The sequence below is a fragment of the Klebsiella sp. Q2 genome (assembly GCF_009900705.1).
In the GTDB taxonomy this organism is placed as follows: Bacteria; Pseudomonadota; Gammaproteobacteria; order Enterobacterales; family Enterobacteriaceae; genus Klebsiella; species Klebsiella quasipneumoniae.
Genome location: NZ_JAAABE010000005.1, coordinates 145274 through 161286, shown reverse-complemented (window position 1 = coordinate 161286; position 16013 = coordinate 145274). Strand labels below are relative to the sequence as shown.

The window sequence follows — 16013 nt, the reverse complement described above, 5'->3', positions numbered from 1 at the left end:
CTCATCCAGTGGGGGAAAAAGGCATGAACTGCCATCAGCAGGGAATGAAATGCATTAATGGCGGAATGAATGACATTGCATGACATTCATTCCGCGAATTTCAGGGAAAAAGTTAGTGTGCGCTATCTCACAGAAATGCGCCATTACTGAGATTTAACAATAACCACATCGTTTCAAATGCGTAACAATCGCGGGTCAAAAGTTGGCGCTGACCCCCATCAGATAGAGCGTATTTTCCCCCGATGGGACGTTGTCCGCCTGTGACAGCGTGGCCCATGCCGCCACATGCGATCCCAGCGGCATATCGGCGCCCAGGGTGACATCACTCCAGCCGCCCTCTCTGGCGCGGGTGGTCGGCGACCAGGCATCGCTGGCGAGCGACTGGTTATAGCTCACCTGCGCCCAAGGGTGCACGCCCCACAGCGACTGATAATCCATACGCCAGCCGAGCGTGTTGACATATCCCGTCTCGCCCACGCTTTTCGTCGCCGGCGCGGTGTAGTCGCTGCGCAGGCTGGCCACCGGCCCGGAGGTCATGCCGTTTGCCAGCAGATAATTCCAGCCGACGCTCATCCCACGGCTGCTGTCCGGCGGCGCCAACCCCTGGTTTAACGCCAGTCCGCCCGGCGTTTCAGACGACTTCATCCGCTCGGCGAGGATATCTTCATAGCGTGGTTGGTGATCGCTATCCCATGTATAGCGTTCCGACGTATTACTTTTTGTATCGATAGCGATATATTCCTGTTGCCAGGCATTCGCTCCAGAGACACACGACACCCAGACGGATACGCACACCGGGAACAAGAACCCCCGGAGGCCATTGCATTTCTTTATTATCATTAATGCGACTCCAGAAAAGAGCCGAATCGGCATTATTGCTGTGTTTTTTTGGGGGATACGATTTCCCTGTATTAACTATTATCTTTATCTTTCAGTCGTCAAGCCGGGGCGTCCACTTTTTTAGCGCAGAGGGAGAAATAGCTATGCAGCGTTGCGGATGGGTGAGTCAGGATCCGTTATATATCGAGTATCACGATACCGAATGGGGTGTCGCGCAAAAAGCGTCCCAGCGGCTGTTTGAAATGATCTGCCTTGAGGGTCAGCAGGCCGGGTTATCATGGATCACGGTGTTAAAAAAACGGCAAAACTATCGCCAGGCTTTTCACCAGTTCGATCCGGTGCGCGTGGCGGCGATGGGGGATGAAGATATCGAGCGGCTGCTGCAGGATGCCGGGATTATCCGCCATCGGGGAAAAATCCAGGCCATCATCGGCAACGCCCGGGCGTATCTGGCGATGGAGGAAAATGGCGAGTCGTTCACTGATTTTGTCTGGTCCTTCGTCGACAATGCGCCCCAGGTCACCCGCGCGGCGACGCTGGCGGAGATCCCGACCACGACGCCGGCCTCAGATGCGTTGTCTAAGGCTTTGAAAAAACGCGGTTTTAAGTTTGTCGGTTCGACGATCTGTTACTCTTTTATGCAGGCCTGCGGGCTGGTCAACGACCATGTCACCGGCTGCTTCTGTCACCCGGGAGGTCAGGATGATCCGCAAGTGGGACGCTAAAGATAACCTGCCGCTGCTGGACCTGTGGCTGGAAAGTACGATTCATGCCCATCCCTTTATCAGCGAAAGCTACTGGCGCGACAGCGTCGCGGTGGTACGGGATGTCTATCTTCCCGCCGCCAGCACCTGGGTCTGGGAGCGCGACGGGGAGCTAAAAGGCTTTGTCAGCGTGCTGGAGTCCCGTTTCGTCGGCGCGCTGTTCGTCGCGCCGGACGCTATTCGCCAGGGCATTGGCCGGGCGCTGCTGGATGAAGTCAAGCAGCACTACGCCTGGCTTAGCCTTGAGGTTTATCAGAAAAACGAATCAGCGGTCAGTTTCTACCATGCGCAAGGCTTCCGCATTGAAGATTGCGCATGGCAGGACGATACTCAGCACCCCACCTGGATTATGCGTTGGCCGGCGGATCAAATGCCGTAAGCGGCAGCGCCGGGCCGGTATATTTCTCCAGCCACGCCAGGGCGGTGTTACCGGCGCAGCCGTTGCCCAGGCGGGATGTTGGGATATCTTTAGTTAAGACGTTCACCGCCCCGTTTTTGCAGATGCCTGCCACCGGATCCAGGTCGGGCCACGCTCCTTCATGCAGGCATATCACCCCCGGGCGGATCCCCTCCGTCACCACCGCGCCGGCCAGCACCTGACCGCGGGCGTTCCACACCCGCACCAGATCGCCATCGGCAATCCCCCGCGCCCGGGCATCCTGCGGATGAATAGTCAACGGTTCGCGTCCGGCAACGGCATAGCGTTCGCGCAGCGCGGAGTAGTTCAGTTGACTGTGCAGCCGGTGGGCCGGATGGGCCGACAGCAGCTGCAGCTGCCCCGCCTCGGCGTTGCCATGCCACTCGTCGGGCTCCAGCCACATTGGGTGCGGCGGGCAGTCGGTGTAGCCAAAGGCGGCGATGGTCGGCGAGTGGATCTCAATTTTACCGCTCGCCGTTTTCAGCGGGTTGGCCTGGGGATCGTCGCGGAAGGCGGCAAAGCGGATGAAACGGGCATTCTCCGGCTCCTCCGGCATCTCAATCAGCTGGTTAGCCTGCCAGAATTCGGCAAACGGCGGCAGCGTCACCTGCTGCTGGGCGCCGCGCCGGGCGGCCATCTGATAGAAGGTCTCCAGCCACTGCAGATCGCTCTTCCCTTCGGTAAAGCGCTCGCGGCCGCCCGCCTCCCAGCGTTCGCTGAGGTCGGCAAAGACCGCGAAATCATCGCGCGCTTCACCCTGCGGGGCGACCACCTGCTTCATCGGCACCAGATGCTGATTGCTGTAGTCCCCGGTCATCGTCAGATCGTTGCGCTCAAACGAGGTGGTCGCCGGCAGGACGATATCGGCATGACGCGCGGCGGCGGTCCAAAAGCATTCGGAGATGACGATAAGCTCTGGTTTCTGCCAGGCCTGAATCAGGCGGTTGGTATCCTGATGATGGGTAAAGTTGGCGCCGCCGGCCCACCAGATAAAGCGAATATCGGGGAAGCGCCGCGCCATGCCGTTGTGCTGATACTCCGCCCCCGGGTTCTCCAGCGCCTCGACAATCCGCGCGACCGGGATCTTCTCCACGGCGTCCACGCCTCCGGCCACGCTCCCCTGCATCGAGCCCAGCACCGCCGCGCGGCGGGTCGGATTGCCGCCGTTGGCGAAATGGTAGGAAAGACCAAACCCGCCCCCCGGGGTGCCAATCTGCCCCAGCATCGCAGCCAGGGTGACCAGCATCCAGTGTTTCTGCTCGCCATACTGCTGGCGCTGCATGCCCCAGCCAGACATCAGCATAGTGGTGTTTTCGTGGAAAAGTTTCGCCAGTTCGCGGATCTTATCCGCTGCGACGCCGCAGATAGCCGCCGCCCAGTCGGCGGTTTTCGCCACGCCGTCGCTTTCGCCGGTCAGATAGCGGGCAAAAATCTCGTAGCCGCTGGCGCAGCGGGCAAGAAACTCGTCGTCCTGCCAGCCATTCTCCACCAGCGTATGGGCGATACCCAGCATCAGCGCGACGTCGGTGCCCATATGCGGCGCGATCCACTCCATCGAATCGCCAAAGAAATCGACAGTTTCCGATCGCATCGGATCGATGCAGATCAGGCGTTTTCCGCTCTGGCGCAGCCGGTCGAACCACGGGATACCCTGCTCGTCGGAGGCGTTCCAGGCAATTTTCAGCGTATTCAGCGGGTTGGCGCTCCACAGCACCACTACCTCGCTGTATTCCAGCACCAGCGGCCAGCTGGTCTGCTGCTGATACACCTCATTGCCGCCCACGACGTAAGGCATGATCGCCTGCGCCGCGCCGGTGGAGTAATCCCCGAGATGGCCGGTGTAGCCGCCCGCCAGGCTCATATAGCGCTGCAGCAGGGTGGCCGCCTTATGCAAGACGCCGTTAGAACGCCAGCCGTAGGAGCCGGCAAAAATAGAGGCCGGTCCGTAGCTTTCGCGGATCCGACGATGCTGGGCATCGATCAGATCCAGCGCCTGCTCCCAGCTCACCCGCACAAATTCATCCTGACCGCGGACCCCCTGGGGCTTGTCCGGAGAGGCAAGGAAACCTTTGCGCACCATCGGGTAGCGCACGCGGGTTTTACTGTGCACCTGGTCGCGCACCGCCGTTTGCAGCGAGTTGGCAAACGGTGTCGCCAGCGCGCCGCGGGAGGAAAGGACGTTTTCCCCGTCCGTTTCCACCAGCATCGGTCCCCAATGGGCGGCGGTTAAAATGGTTTTGGTTGCAGATGAGGTTGGCAAGGGCAGCTCCTGGTCAGCGAAAGCAGGTGTGGTGACGGTGCGATCGGCGCCGTTCAATGTTATTTACAAAATGAGATGGTGTTTGGGGAATTTTCTACGTATTCGCGCGTCATAATCAACCGTCACGTTCGCTGTGACAAAGAATAAAAAGGATTAAGGACATTAAATGAAAAAACGCGTACTTATGATTGCGGCGCTGGTCAGCGGCACCCTGGCGATTTCTGGCTGCACCACCAACCCCTATACCGGTGAGCGTGAAGCAGGTAAATCCGGTATTGGCGCAGGTATTGGCTCCTTAGTGGGCGCTGGCGTCGGCGCGCTCTCCTCTTCCAAACATGACCGCGGCAAAGGCGCGCTGATTGGCGCAGCGGCAGGCGCGGCGCTGGGCGGCGGCATAGGCTACTACATGGACGTGCAGGAAGCGAAGCTGCGCGACAAAATGCAGGGAACCGGGGTCAGCGTGACGCGAAATGGTGACAATATCGTGCTGAACATGCCGAATAATGTCACTTTCGACAGCAACAGCGCCAACCTGAAACCGGCCGGCGCCAACACCCTGACCGGCGTGGCCATGGTGCTGAAAGAGTATGAGAAAACCGCCGTTAACGTGGTCGGCTACACCGACAGCACCGGCAGTAAGGATCTGAATATGCGTCTGTCGCAGCAGCGTGCTGACAGCGTCGCCAGCGCGCTGATCACCCAGGGCGTGGCGGCCAACCGCATTCGCACCACCGGCATGGGGCCGGCGAACCCGATCGCCAGCAACAGCACGGCGGAAGGTAAGGCGCAGAACCGTCGCGTGGAAATCACCCTCAGCCCGCTGCAATAAGCGCATCCTCATGTTGCCCGGCCGCGCCTCTGCCGGGCAAAATGCTTGATATCGCTATTTTTCGCGCTAAGGTGTTGGCAGATTTTCAGCAAAGGAAGCCATCATGGCGAAAGCGGCGCGTGCAACCATTAGCGATGTGGCGAAAGCCGCAAAGACCGGCAAAACCAGCATTTCACGGTATCTTAACGGCGAGAAGCACCTGCTTTCCGACGATCTGTTATCACGTATTGAAAAAGCCATTGCCGAACTCGACTACCGCCCCAGCCTGATGGCCCGCGGCCTCAAGCACGGCCGCACCCGCCTCATCGGCCTGATCATCGCCGATATCACCAACCCCTATTCGGTCAATGTCATGAGCGGCATTGAAGCGGCCTGCCGGGAAAAGGGCTTTACCCTGCTGGTGTGTAACACCAATAACGAGCTTGACCAGGAGCTGCACTATCTCGACCTGCTGCGCAGCTATCAGGTGGAAGGCATCGTCGTCAACGCGGTCGGCATGCGGGAGGATGGCCTGAACCGCCTGCAGCAGTCGGCCCTGCCGATGGTGCTGATTGACCGTAAAATCCCCGATTTCGCCTGCGATGTGGTCGGACTTGATAACGCTCAGGCCGCCACCACCGCCACCGAACACCTGGTGGAGAAAGGCTTTGAGGCCATCCTGTTTCTCAGCGAACCGCTGGGCTCGGTCAATACCCGCCGCGAGCGCCTGAGCGCCTTTCGCGCCACGCTCGCCCGCCACCACGGCGTGGTGGCCGAAAACGCCGAAGTACAGCTCAACGACGGCGCGATGATGGACAACGTCCTGCGCCAGTTCCACGCCCGCCACCGCGGGATGCGCAAAGCGGTGATCTCCGCCAACGGCGCGCTGACGCTGCAGGTGGCCCGCGCCCTGAAGCGCGTCGGCCTGATCTGGGGCAGCGATATCGGCCTGCTGGGCTTCGACGAACTGGAGTGGGCGGAGCTGGCCGGCGTCGGCATCACCACCCTCAAACAGCCGACGTGGCAGATCGGCTACGCGGCGGTGGAACAGGTGATTCGACGCATTGCCGGCACTAACGACCCCATCTGCGAGCGGGTCTTTTCCGGCGAGCTTATCGTCCGCGGATCAACCTCCCGTTAACGATCCTTCGTGATGCCGATCATAAATTAAACATCTCGCCCTTTCTTATGGAACCGATACCATCTAGCGTAATAAGGAGATTAAGCAACAAACGCCGGGAGTAAGAGCGCGATGGCCAGAAAAATTATTGTCGTTACCGCTGCCTATGGTAATGACCATGTTAAATCCTTAGGCGGCCAGGCCGCCGTCCTGCCGTTTATCGCCGACGCCGGCGCGGACGGCGTCGAAATCCGCCGCGAGCTGTTCAGCGCCGAAGAGCTCAACGCCCTACCGGCGCTGGCAGCCGCCATCGAGCGCCACGGCCTGCTGGCTTGCTACTCCGCGCCCCAGGCGCTGTTCGCCGACAACGGCGAGCTTAACCCGCATCTCCCGACGCTGCTCGCGGAAGCGCAGACCCTTAACGCCCTGTGGCTGAAGCTCTCCCTTGGCCATTTCCGCCACAACCAGCAGCTCGACGAGCTGCGCCATATCCTCAGCGACAGCGGCATGGCGCTGGTGGTGGAGAATGATCAGACCGACTGCGGCCAGCTGGCGCCGATGCAGCGCTTCAAAGCCGCCTGCCGGGTCCATCAGCTGCCGATCACCTTAACGTTTGATATGGGCAACTGGCTGTGGGTCGGCGATTCGCCGGAAGAGGCAGCCCGCCATCTTGCGCCGGCGGTCAGCTATATTCATGTGAAAGCGGCGGAGCCACATCAGGAGAAATTCCGCGCTGTGCCGCCGGATCAGGCCGCCGACCGCTGGCTGGCCCTGCTCGATAATCTTCCCGCCGACGCGCCGCGTGGAATCGAGTTTCCGCTGACTGGCCATGACCTGACGGCCGTGACCCGCCGCTACGTCAACCTGTTACGCGAGGAATAAGCCGTGGAAAATTTAGATGTCATCACCATCGGCGAAGCTATGGCCATGTTTGTCGCCACCGAAACCGGCGATCTGGCCGAGGTGGAGCATTTTATGAAACGTGTCGCCGGCGCCGAGCTGAACGTCGCCACTGGCCTGGCGCGCCTGGGTCTGAAGGTCGGCTGGGTCAGCCGCGTCGGTAACGATAGCTTTGGCCGCTTCGTACTGCAATCGCTGGCGAAAGAGGGGATCGATAGCCATGCTGTCGCCATTGATAACCGCTTCGCTACCGGTTTCCAGATGAAATCGAAAGTCGAAAATGGAACCGATCCCATTGTGGAGTATTTCCGCAAAGGTTCTGCCGCCAGCCATCTGTCGCCTGACGATTTTCGCGCCGACTACTTCACCAGCGCCCGTCATTTGCACCTGAGCGGCGTGGCCGCCGCGCTCTCTGAAAGCTCATATGCGCTGCTGGAGCATGCGGCGAAGGTCATGAAAGCCGAGGGCAAAACCCTCTCTTTCGATCCCAATCTGCGTCCGGTGCTGTGGAAAAGCGAAGCCGAGATGGTGGAGAAACTCAACCGTCTCGCCTTCCAGGCTGACTGGGTTTTGCCAGGCTTAAAAGAAGGCGTCATCCTCACCGGCCAGCAGACTCCGGAGGGGATCGCCGATTTCTATCTCTCGCGCGGCGTCAAGGCGGTGGTCATTAAAACCGGCTGCGACGGCGCCTGGTTCAAGAGCGCCAACGGCGAACAGGGCACGGTTGATGCCATTAAAGTCGAAAACGTCGTCGATACCGTCGGCGCCGGCGACGGCTTTGCCGTTGGGGTGATTAGCGCCCTGCTGGAAGGCAAAACCCTGCTTCAGGCGGTGAACCGCGGCAATAAAATCGGTTCGCTGGCGATTCAGGTCCAGGGCGACAGCGAGGGGCTGCCCACCCGCGACGCGCTGGGCGAATAACATTTATACGCAACAATAACAGCCGCCCTGTACCCTACCTGCAGCGCGGCACAGCAGCGCCCGTTTCGACGGACGTATGTCACCTCATTGACAGAGGCAAGCCTATGAATAGCTCAACAAATGCAACGAAACGCTGGTGGTACATCATGCCTATCGTGTTTATCACGTATAGCCTGGCGTACCTCGACCGCGCCAACTTCAGCTTCGCCTCCGCGGCAGGCATTACCGAAGACCTGGGCATCACCAAAGGGATCTCTTCCCTGCTGGGGGCGCTGTTCTTCCTTGGCTACTTCTTCTTTCAGATCCCCGGCGCTATTTATGCAGAGCGCCGCAGCGTTCGCAAACTGATCTTTATCTGCCTGATCCTGTGGGGCGGCTGCGCCTCCCTGACCGGGATTGTGCATAATATCCCGGCGCTGGCGGCCATTCGCTTTATTCTCGGCGTCGTCGAAGCGGCGGTGATGCCGGCGATGCTGATCTATATCAGCAACTGGTTCACCAAATCCGAGCGCTCGCGGGCCAATACTTTCCTGATCCTCGGCAACCCGGTGACGGTCCTGTGGATGTCGGTGGTCTCCGGCTACCTGATTCAGGCCTTCGGCTGGCGGGAAATGTTTATCATCGAAGGGGTGCCGGCGGTGATCTGGGCCTTCTGCTGGTGGGTGCTGGTGAAAGATAAACCGTCGCAGGTATCCTGGCTGGCGGAGAGTGAAAAAGCCGCGCTGCAGGAACAATTGGATCGTGAGCAGCAGGGCATCAAAGCGGTGCGTAACTATGGCGAGGCCTTCCGCTCCCGCAACGTGATCCTGCTCTGCGCCCAGTACTTTGCCTGGAGCATCGGCGTGTACGGCTTTGTACTGTGGCTGCCGTCGATTATCCGCAGCGGCGGCGAAAATATGGGGATGGTGGAAGTGGGCTGGCTCTCCTCGGTCCCATACCTGGCGGCGACTATCGCCATGATCGTGGTCTCCTGGGCTTCCGATAAAATGCAGAACCGTAAGCTGTTCGTCTGGCCGCTGCTGCTGATTGGCGGACTGGCCTTCATCGGCTCCTGGGCGGTCGGCGCCAACCACTTCTGGGTCTCTTACACCTTGCTGGTAGTGGCTGGTGCGGCAATGTATGCGCCTTACGGCCCCTTCTTCGCCATTATTCCGGAAATGCTGCCACGCAACGTCGCCGGTGGCGCCATGGCGCTGATCAACAGCATGGGCGCCCTGGGCTCCTTCTGCGGCTCGTGGTTTGTTGGCTACCTGAACGGTGCCACCGGCAGCCCAGCAGCTTCCTATATTTTTATGGGGGTGGCGCTTTTCGCCTCAGTATGGCTGACTTTGATTGTTAAGCCTGCTAATAATCAAAACCTTCCACTTGGCGCTCATCACGCCTGAACGACTCACACTACGGAGATTCGCATGAAGCCGTCTGTCATTCTCTATAAAACGCTTCCCGACGACCTGCTACAGCGTCTGGAGGAGCACTTTTCCGTCACTCAGGTGAAAAACCTGCGGCCGGAGACCGTTTCGCAGCACGCTGAGGCCTTTGCCCAGGCTGAAGGCCTGCTGGGCTCCAGCGAAAAGGTTGACGCCGCGCTGCTGGAGAAGATGCCGAAGCTGCGTGCGACCTCCACCGTGTCCGTTGGTTATGACAACTTCGACGTGGAGGCGTTGAACGCCCGCCGGGTGCTGCTGATGCATACCCCGACCGTGCTGACCGAGACCGTCGCCGACACGATCATGGCGCTGGTGCTGAGCACCGCCCGCCGGGTGGTGGAAGTGGCGGAGCGCGTTAAAGCGGGCGAATGGACGAAGAGCATTGGGCCAGACTGGTTCGGTACCGACGTACACCATAAAACCTTAGGTATCGTCGGCATGGGCCGCATCGGCATGGCGCTGGCGCAGCGCGCCCACTTCGGGTTCGGCATGCCGATCCTGTATAACGCGCGCCGCCAGCATCCGCAGGCGGAGGAACGTTTCAACGCACGCTATTGCGATCTTGATACCCTGCTGCAGGAAGCCGATTTTGTCTGCCTGATCCTGCCCCTGAGCGAAGAGACCCATCATCTGTTCGGCCAGGCGCAGTTCGCCAAAATGAAATCTTCCGCCATCTTTATTAACGCCGGGCGCGGACCGGTGGTCGATGAGCAGGCGCTGATCGCCGCCCTGCAGGCGGGTGACATTCACGCTGCCGGCCTTGATGTCTTCGAGCACGAGCCGCTGGCTAAAGATTCGCCGCTGCTGAGCCTGCCGAACGTCGTCGCGCTGCCGCATATCGGCTCCGCCACCCATGAGACGCGCTACAACATGGCGGCCTGCGCGGTGGATAACCTGATCGACGCCCTGAACGGCAAGGTCGAAAAAAACTGCGTCAATCCGCAGGTAAAATAAGCCATAAAAAACCCGGGTAGCGGCGGCAATCGCCCTCCCCGGGTTCTTTTTTGCATTCTGTCCGTTATCCAGCCCGTTCGCAACAGCTCACGTCAGCCAGACAGGGCATTAGCGGGTCGCGTTCACCGCCGCCGTCCATGCCTGATTAAACGCCTGATGCTGCGCCGCCAGCGGCCCAATCAGCGCATTGTACTGACTAGCCTGCTGGGAAGTCGGGAATTGAATGCCGTTGGCCACAAAGCTCACCTGGGTTCCCTGCTGGGCGACAAAATCCCCCACCTGAACCAGCTGCTGGGTAAAGATCTGCGCGGCCGGGATCAGCGGCTGCAGCGCGTCGGCTGGCGCCGTCACCACCTTGGCGTAAACCTGATCGAAGACCGGCTTGAGATCGTCCGCCTGCTTCAGCGCGCCATGCGCGGCATCGGCCTGCATTTTGGCATTCTGCAGCTGCTGGCTGAGCACGCCCAGCGCGCCGTTCGCCTGACGCAGCGGCTCGCGCTGGGTCATATAGTCCTGCGGAACGCGGATCGCATTGACGCTGTCCACTACCGGGCGCAGACCAGCGTCCATCGCCTGGCTCACCTGCTGCGAGTAGCCGTAGATCACCGCGTAGTCAGAGACAAACGGCCCAAACTGTTTTTTCTGATCGGCGGTCAGCGTCGGCAGTCGTTCACCGCTACGCATCGCCGTATTCTGCAGGAAGTCGATAAACGCTTTGCGCTGATCGCCTTCTTTATCAAAACACCCACTCAGGCTAACCACCATTAATAAGGCCGCCATAGCCGCAAACCAGCGAGAGCAGGACTTTCCTGTCGCCATTTTTTTACTCCTTTCAGCCAAAAAAAGCGCACAAAGACACACACGTGCCAGACGCTGACAAGGATAGTCCAGCTCGGCCTCGCAGGATACCCTTTACTGCTAATCTTACGCAGGAAAAACGCCATTCCGCACGCCGCTGCCGTCGCCTGGCGCGTCTGTTATGCGCATCACAAATATGCGCTTCAAATTAGACCGATGAATATCAATTAACTGATTGATATTTTTGAAATTTATAATCCACTGCCCAACGCCGCGCCCTGAAGCGGACGATAATCGCACGCTTTGGCGCCCACCCGGATTGCCTGGTCAGCGCTTCAATGATTTGATGAATGAGCGATTAACGGCGATGCGTTCGATTATCGCACAAATCAATCTCAACGACGCGAAGGCGACGATAATAACAAACCTCTGTCCCTCGCTCAGTCTGCCAGGAAAGCCGTATGACTAAGACAACCATCGACATTCAGGCCTTTATCAACGAGCACCCCTTCACCCGCTACCAGTGGATGATCCTCGCGCTCTGCTTCATCACCGTCGCGATGGACGGGTTCGACACCGCGATCATCGGATTCATCGCCTCCGACCTGGTCCAGGAATGGGGCGTGGAAAAATCAGCCCTCGGCCCGGTGATGAGCGCCGCGCTGGTTGGCCTGGCGGTCGGCGCGTTAACCGCGGGACCACTGGCTGACCGTATCGGCCGCAAGAAAGTGCTGATTATGTCGATCGTGGTGTTCGGAGGATTCAGCCTGCTCACCGCCTTTGCCACCAGCCTTAACCAGCTGACGCTGCTGCGCTTCCTGACCGGCCTGGGCCTCGGCGCGGCGATGCCCAATGCCGCGACGCTAATGAGCGAATATGCGCCGGAGCGCCGTCGGGCGCTGCTGGTGAACCTGATGTTTGTCGGCTTTCCGATGGGCTCGTCGCTGGGCGGCTTTTTATCCGCCTGGATGATCCCGCACTATGGCTGGCAGAGCGTGCTGGTATTGGGCGGCGTGATGCCTCTCCTGCTGGCGGTAGCATTAATTTTCCTGCTGCCGGAGTCCGCCCGCTATCTGGTGGTGAAGCGTCAGCCGGCGCAGCGCATTGCCGCCATCCTGCGGCGTATCGCGCCGCTGCCGGAGACGGTGGAGTTTGAGCTGCACGAAGCAGGCCAGGTGAAAGAGAAGTCGGCCATAGGCGTCATTTTCTCCCCACGCTACGCGGTGGGCACCGTGATGCTGTGCCTGACCTACTTTATGGGCCTGCTGATTTTCTATCTCCTGACCAGCTGGCTGCCGCTGCTAATCCGTGAAACCGGCGCATCGATGAGTCAGGCCTCAATTATCACCGCCCTGTTCCCGCTCGGCGGCGGAATTGGCGTGCTGATCCTCGGCGCTCTGATGGACAAGATCAATCCCAATAAGGTGGTGGCCGTCGGCTGGCTGCTGACCGGCGTTTTCGTCTGTTTGGTGGGCTTCTCTACCAGCAGCCTGGCGCTGATGGGGGTGATGGTGTTTATCGCCGGCAGTATTATGAACGGCGCGCAGTCGTCGATGCCGGCGCTGGCGGCAGGCTTCTACCCGACACAAGGGCGCGCCACCGGCGTGGCCTGGATGCTGGGCATTGGCCGCTTCGGCGGGATCCTTGGCGCGTTCAGCGGCGCCTTCCTGATGCAAGCCCAGCTCTCGTTTGAGACCATTTTCACCCTGCTGGCTATCCCGGCATTCCTGTCAGCCATCGCGCTGCTGATTAAATATCGGGTCAGTAAATCAGCGCCGGCGGCGACAGAGGACGCGAGAGGTCTGCAGAAAGCCTGATCGACAAGCCGGCGTCCCGCGCCGGCTTTGCCGCTTTTTTCTTATCCGTTTACAAAAATTTTCGAAGCCACTCCATCGTATTAGTAATCATGCTCTTAGGCACCGCTGCCGTTCGGCTATTGGGGCTGATTCGATAACCTGCTGGCAAATAATCACGGGCGTTACCATCCTTGATGCTTTTTTCTGACTATTCTTAAAGAGCTTTAGAAAAATCTCTTCCGCTGTGTGATAAAAGGAGTTCTCAATGGAATATAAAGATCCCGTGTTTGAACTGCTGAGCAGCCTGGAACACATCGTTTTTAAGGACGATAATCAGACACTTACCCCAAACCGTAAGTCCACTGTGTTTAGTGAATTTGAACAGCTGCGTAAAGGCACTGGACTTAAGATTGACGACTTCGCCAACGCCATGGGCGTGAGCGTCGCTATGGTAAGAGAGTGGGAATCGAGACGGGTAAGACCATCCCCCACTGAGCTAAAATTAATGCGCCTGATTCAGGCCAACCCGCAGCTTTCAAGGCAGTTACTCGATTAATCCCGAGCGCAGCGGTAAGGGCCAGCAAGGGAGCTTTTACCGCTGCACCGTAAAAAAAGTTTGCTATCAGGTGCTGAACGTGCGTTAATGCTCGCAGGTTTGATGTACAGACCACAGAGCAGTCGAATAGAGCAGTCCTTCTAAGGTTATCCAAAGATACCCCCGTAGTGAACTTTCCCTTTATCGCTTTAAATCTGTAGTCCAGACCGCTACGCCGCAAGGCTCACTTATTTTTTTAAAGGTAATTCACTATGTCCGGTAAAATGACTGGTATCGTAAAATGGTTCAACGCTGACAAAGGCTTCGGCTTCATCACTCCTGACGATGGCTCTAAAGACGTGTTCGTACACTTCTCTGCTATCCAGAACGATGGCTACAAATCCCTGGATGAAGGTCAGAAAGTCTCCTTCACCATCGAAAGCGGCGCTAAAGGCCCGGCAGCTGGCAACGTAACTTCTCTGTAAGTTCAAGCCGCTAAGAATCAAGAATCCCTGCCTGATGGCGGGGATTTTTTTTATCTGTCGCCAACAGCCGCCAGCATACGATGGCGGCTGTTGGGCATTCAGAGCCGGGTATAGCGCCAGCCCGTTTCCTCCCATGCCAGACTATGGGTCAGCCTCAGACCTTGTAAAAACGCCTCATCATGCGACACCACCAGCATCGCGCCGGGAAACGCCGCCAGCGCGCTTTCAATAGCCTGCGTCGATGCTAAATCGAGATGGTTGGTCGGCTCATCCAACAACAGCAGCTGGGCCGGATCGCGTCGCCAGAGTACGCAGGCCAGGGCCGCTTTCAGGCGTTCGCCGCCGCTGAGCGCCGACAGCGGCAGAGTGACCTTATCCGCGCCCAGCTGCAGCTGCGCCAGGCGGGTGCGCAGGAGGCCCTCATCCAGCGGGGTATCTTCCAGGCTCAGGTGCGCCATGACCGACAGGGATAAATCCAGCTGCGTCAGATGTTGATCGAGGTAAGCGGCGCTCACCGACAGCCGGACATCGCCTGAGGCGGCCTGCTCCAGCCCCAGCAGCGTTTTCAGCAAAGTGGTTTTGCCACAGCCGTTCGGCCCCTTTAGCGCGATGCGCATCGGACCATCCACGCGCCAGTCCAGCGGCGCAGCCGGTGCATGGTCGAGCTGTAATGACTCCACCACCAGCACCTGCTTGCCGGCGGCCACTTCGCTGCCCGGCAGGGTGAACATCACCGGCGTATCCTCTTCCACCCGCTCTCGCGCCTGCTGCACGGCGCCATTCAGACTGCTGTTCTGTTCACGATGCTGACGGCGCAGCGTTCCCGGACGCTCTTTTGCCGCGCCTTTGTACTTCACACGTTCAAAAGAGGCGATATTCAGGGTATCAACGGTACGCAGCGTCTGCGCCGAGCGCCGCTGGGCGGCGTCATGCTCCTTTTGCATTCGCGCGCGGGTGCGCCGTCGTTCGGTCACGGCATGCTCCAGCGCCGCGCGCGCGGCCTGCTGCTCCGCCTCGCGCTGCCGCTCATATTCAGCATAGTTGCCGCCGTAGCTGCGCAGCGCCGTCGGCGTCAGCTCAATAATCCTCGGCATCCGCGTCAGCAGCTCGCGGTCGTGGCTGGCGATCAGAGCTCCGCCCTGCCAGCTTTCCAGCTGGTGATAGAGCCACTCCCGCCCCTGGCGGTCCAGATGGTTGGTAGGCTCATCCAGCAGCAGATAATCGGCGCCGGAGACAAAGGCGCCGCACAGCAGAGCCTTCATCCGCTCGCCGCCGCTGAGTGAAAAAGCGGGGCGATCGGCAGAGAACGGCGGGAGATCGGCTTCACGGAAAGCTAAACTCAGGCGATCGGTGAGATCCCAGTGGCCATCCAATAGCTCGAAATCGTCGGCCAGTCCATTACCCTGTTCCAGGCGGAACAAGGCGTCAAATACCGGCGCATAGCCGAGCAGCGCGGCGAGGGTGGTTTCCGGCGTAAGCGTCGGCTGCTGCGCCACCCAGGCCACGGCGGCGGCGCGCTCAATATGGCCGCCGGCAGGAGAATCAAGGCCCGCCAGCAGGCGCAGCAGGCGCGTCTTACCGACGCCGTTCCGGCCGACCAGACCGCAAAGAGACGGTTCCAGCGATAAATTTAGCGGACCAAACAGGGTCTGTCCCGTCGCAAACTGACAGGTGACCTGATGTAAAACAAAAGCGGGGATGTGGGCGCAATGAGCCATAAGCACTCCTGAATGAAATCAATACTCCCCTACCCGCAACATCTGCGAGGTAAGGCGTGAAATTCATCAGTCGTGTTTGTTCATTTGTGGGGCGCGCTCCAGTGAGACGAGGGATTCGTCGGGGCATAGGATAGCCACACTCCGCTATGAATTTCAAGCCCGTTTAATTCAACGGCCGTGTAAAAATAAAAAGGCCTCCTGATATCAGGAGGCAAAGGATTTATTTGGTGAACAATGAAAGGGTGCATTGAGAATACCTGACACCGCAA

15 protein-coding genes are annotated in these 16013 nt (G+C 59.2%); 11 read left to right on the top strand and 4 right to left on the bottom strand.

The features are described from left to right. Window positions 1-195: 195 nt before the first annotated feature. Window positions 196-777: an autotransporter outer membrane beta-barrel domain-containing protein gene (locus GT756_RS19685; protein ID WP_072140522.1), complete on the bottom strand. Its 582-nt coding sequence runs from the start codon at window positions 775-777 to the stop codon at window positions 196-198. A 206-nt stretch (window positions 778-983) separates the two neighbouring features. Between GT756_RS19685 and tag the strand changes: the two genes are divergently transcribed. Both tag and GT756_RS19675 read left to right on the top strand, forming a co-directional pair. After that, complete coding sequence (tag, locus tag GT756_RS19680) at window positions 984-1565, top strand: DNA-3-methyladenine glycosylase I (RefSeq protein ID WP_064187403.1); 582 nt, start codon at window positions 984-986, stop codon at window positions 1563-1565. After that, window positions 1543-1983: an N-acetyltransferase gene (locus tag GT756_RS19675; protein ID WP_004205000.1), complete on the top strand. Its 441-nt coding sequence runs from the start codon at window positions 1543-1545 to the stop codon at window positions 1981-1983. Before tag ends, GT756_RS19675 begins: the two co-directional genes overlap by 23 nt. On the opposite strand, the gene GT756_RS19670 is transcribed toward GT756_RS19675, so the two are convergent. Further along, the gene (locus tag GT756_RS19670; protein ID WP_048326017.1) at window positions 1952-4282 is read right to left on the bottom strand and encodes a molybdopterin guanine dinucleotide-containing S/N-oxide reductase; all 2331 of its coding nucleotides are present in this window, start codon (window positions 4280-4282) and stop codon (window positions 1952-1954) included. The genes GT756_RS19675 and GT756_RS19670 overlap by 32 nt on opposite strands. A 166-nt stretch (window positions 4283-4448) precedes the next feature. Between GT756_RS19670 and GT756_RS19665 the strand changes: the two genes are divergently transcribed. From GT756_RS19665 to ghrB, 6 genes are all read left to right on the top strand, one after another. Further along, window positions 4449-5111 (top strand): OmpA family lipoprotein, encoded by a 663-nt coding sequence (locus GT756_RS19665; RefSeq protein WP_002921917.1) that lies wholly within the window; start codon window positions 4449-4451, stop codon window positions 5109-5111. A 103-nt stretch (window positions 5112-5214) separates the two neighbouring features. Then, on the top strand, window positions 5215-6231 hold the full coding sequence (locus GT756_RS19660) for a LacI family DNA-binding transcriptional regulator (protein WP_004205002.1): 1017 nt from the start codon (window positions 5215-5217) through the stop codon (window positions 6229-6231). A 111-nt stretch (window positions 6232-6342) separates the two neighbouring features. Continuing rightward, the gene (locus GT756_RS19655) at window positions 6343-7092 is read left to right on the top strand and encodes a sugar phosphate isomerase/epimerase (protein ID WP_017900019.1); all 750 of its coding nucleotides are present in this window, start codon (window positions 6343-6345) and stop codon (window positions 7090-7092) included. A gap of 3 nt (window positions 7093-7095) precedes the next feature. Next, complete coding sequence (locus GT756_RS19650) at window positions 7096-8031, top strand: sugar kinase (protein ID WP_004205005.1); 936 nt, start codon at window positions 7096-7098, stop codon at window positions 8029-8031. A 104-nt stretch (window positions 8032-8135) separates the two neighbouring features. Continuing rightward, the gene (locus tag GT756_RS19645) at window positions 8136-9416 is read left to right on the top strand and encodes an MFS transporter (protein ID WP_004205006.1); all 1281 of its coding nucleotides are present in this window, start codon (window positions 8136-8138) and stop codon (window positions 9414-9416) included. 24 nt (window positions 9417-9440) lie between these two features. After that, window positions 9441-10412, top strand: a complete 972-nt coding sequence (ghrB, locus tag GT756_RS19640) for a glyoxylate/hydroxypyruvate reductase GhrB (protein ID WP_017900020.1) — start codon at window positions 9441-9443, stop codon at window positions 10410-10412. A 108-nt stretch (window positions 10413-10520) separates the two neighbouring features. Here the strand turns inward: ghrB and GT756_RS19635 are convergent, their stop codons facing one another. Then, window positions 10521-11231, bottom strand: coding sequence for a DUF3053 domain-containing protein (locus tag GT756_RS19635; protein ID WP_002921929.1), 711 nt, complete (start codon window positions 11229-11231; stop codon window positions 10521-10523). Between the two features lie 440 nt (window positions 11232-11671). Between GT756_RS19635 and GT756_RS19630 the strand changes: the two genes are divergently transcribed. The 3 genes from GT756_RS19630 to cspA all read left to right on the top strand — a co-directional run bounded on the left by GT756_RS19630 (window position 11672) and on the right by cspA (window position 14026). After that, the gene (locus tag GT756_RS19630; protein WP_017900021.1) at window positions 11672-13027 is read left to right on the top strand and encodes an MFS transporter; all 1356 of its coding nucleotides are present in this window, start codon (window positions 11672-11674) and stop codon (window positions 13025-13027) included. 244 nt (window positions 13028-13271) lie between these two features. Further along, on the top strand, window positions 13272-13562 hold the full coding sequence (locus GT756_RS19625) for an HTH-type transcriptional regulator (RefSeq protein WP_160125016.1): 291 nt from the start codon (window positions 13272-13274) through the stop codon (window positions 13560-13562). 251 nt (window positions 13563-13813) lie between these two features. Then, complete coding sequence (gene cspA / locus GT756_RS19620) at window positions 13814-14026, top strand: RNA chaperone/antiterminator CspA (protein WP_000014594.1); 213 nt, start codon at window positions 13814-13816, stop codon at window positions 14024-14026. Window positions 14027-14124: 98 nt separating this feature from the next. On the opposite strand, the gene GT756_RS19615 is transcribed toward cspA, so the two are convergent. Beyond that, window positions 14125-15744 carry an ATP-binding cassette domain-containing protein gene (locus GT756_RS19615; protein WP_064190062.1) on the bottom strand — a complete coding sequence of 540 codons (1620 nt, stop codon included), beginning with the start codon at window positions 15742-15744 and terminating at the stop codon, window positions 14125-14127. Between the last annotated feature and the right edge of the window lie 269 nt (window positions 15745-16013).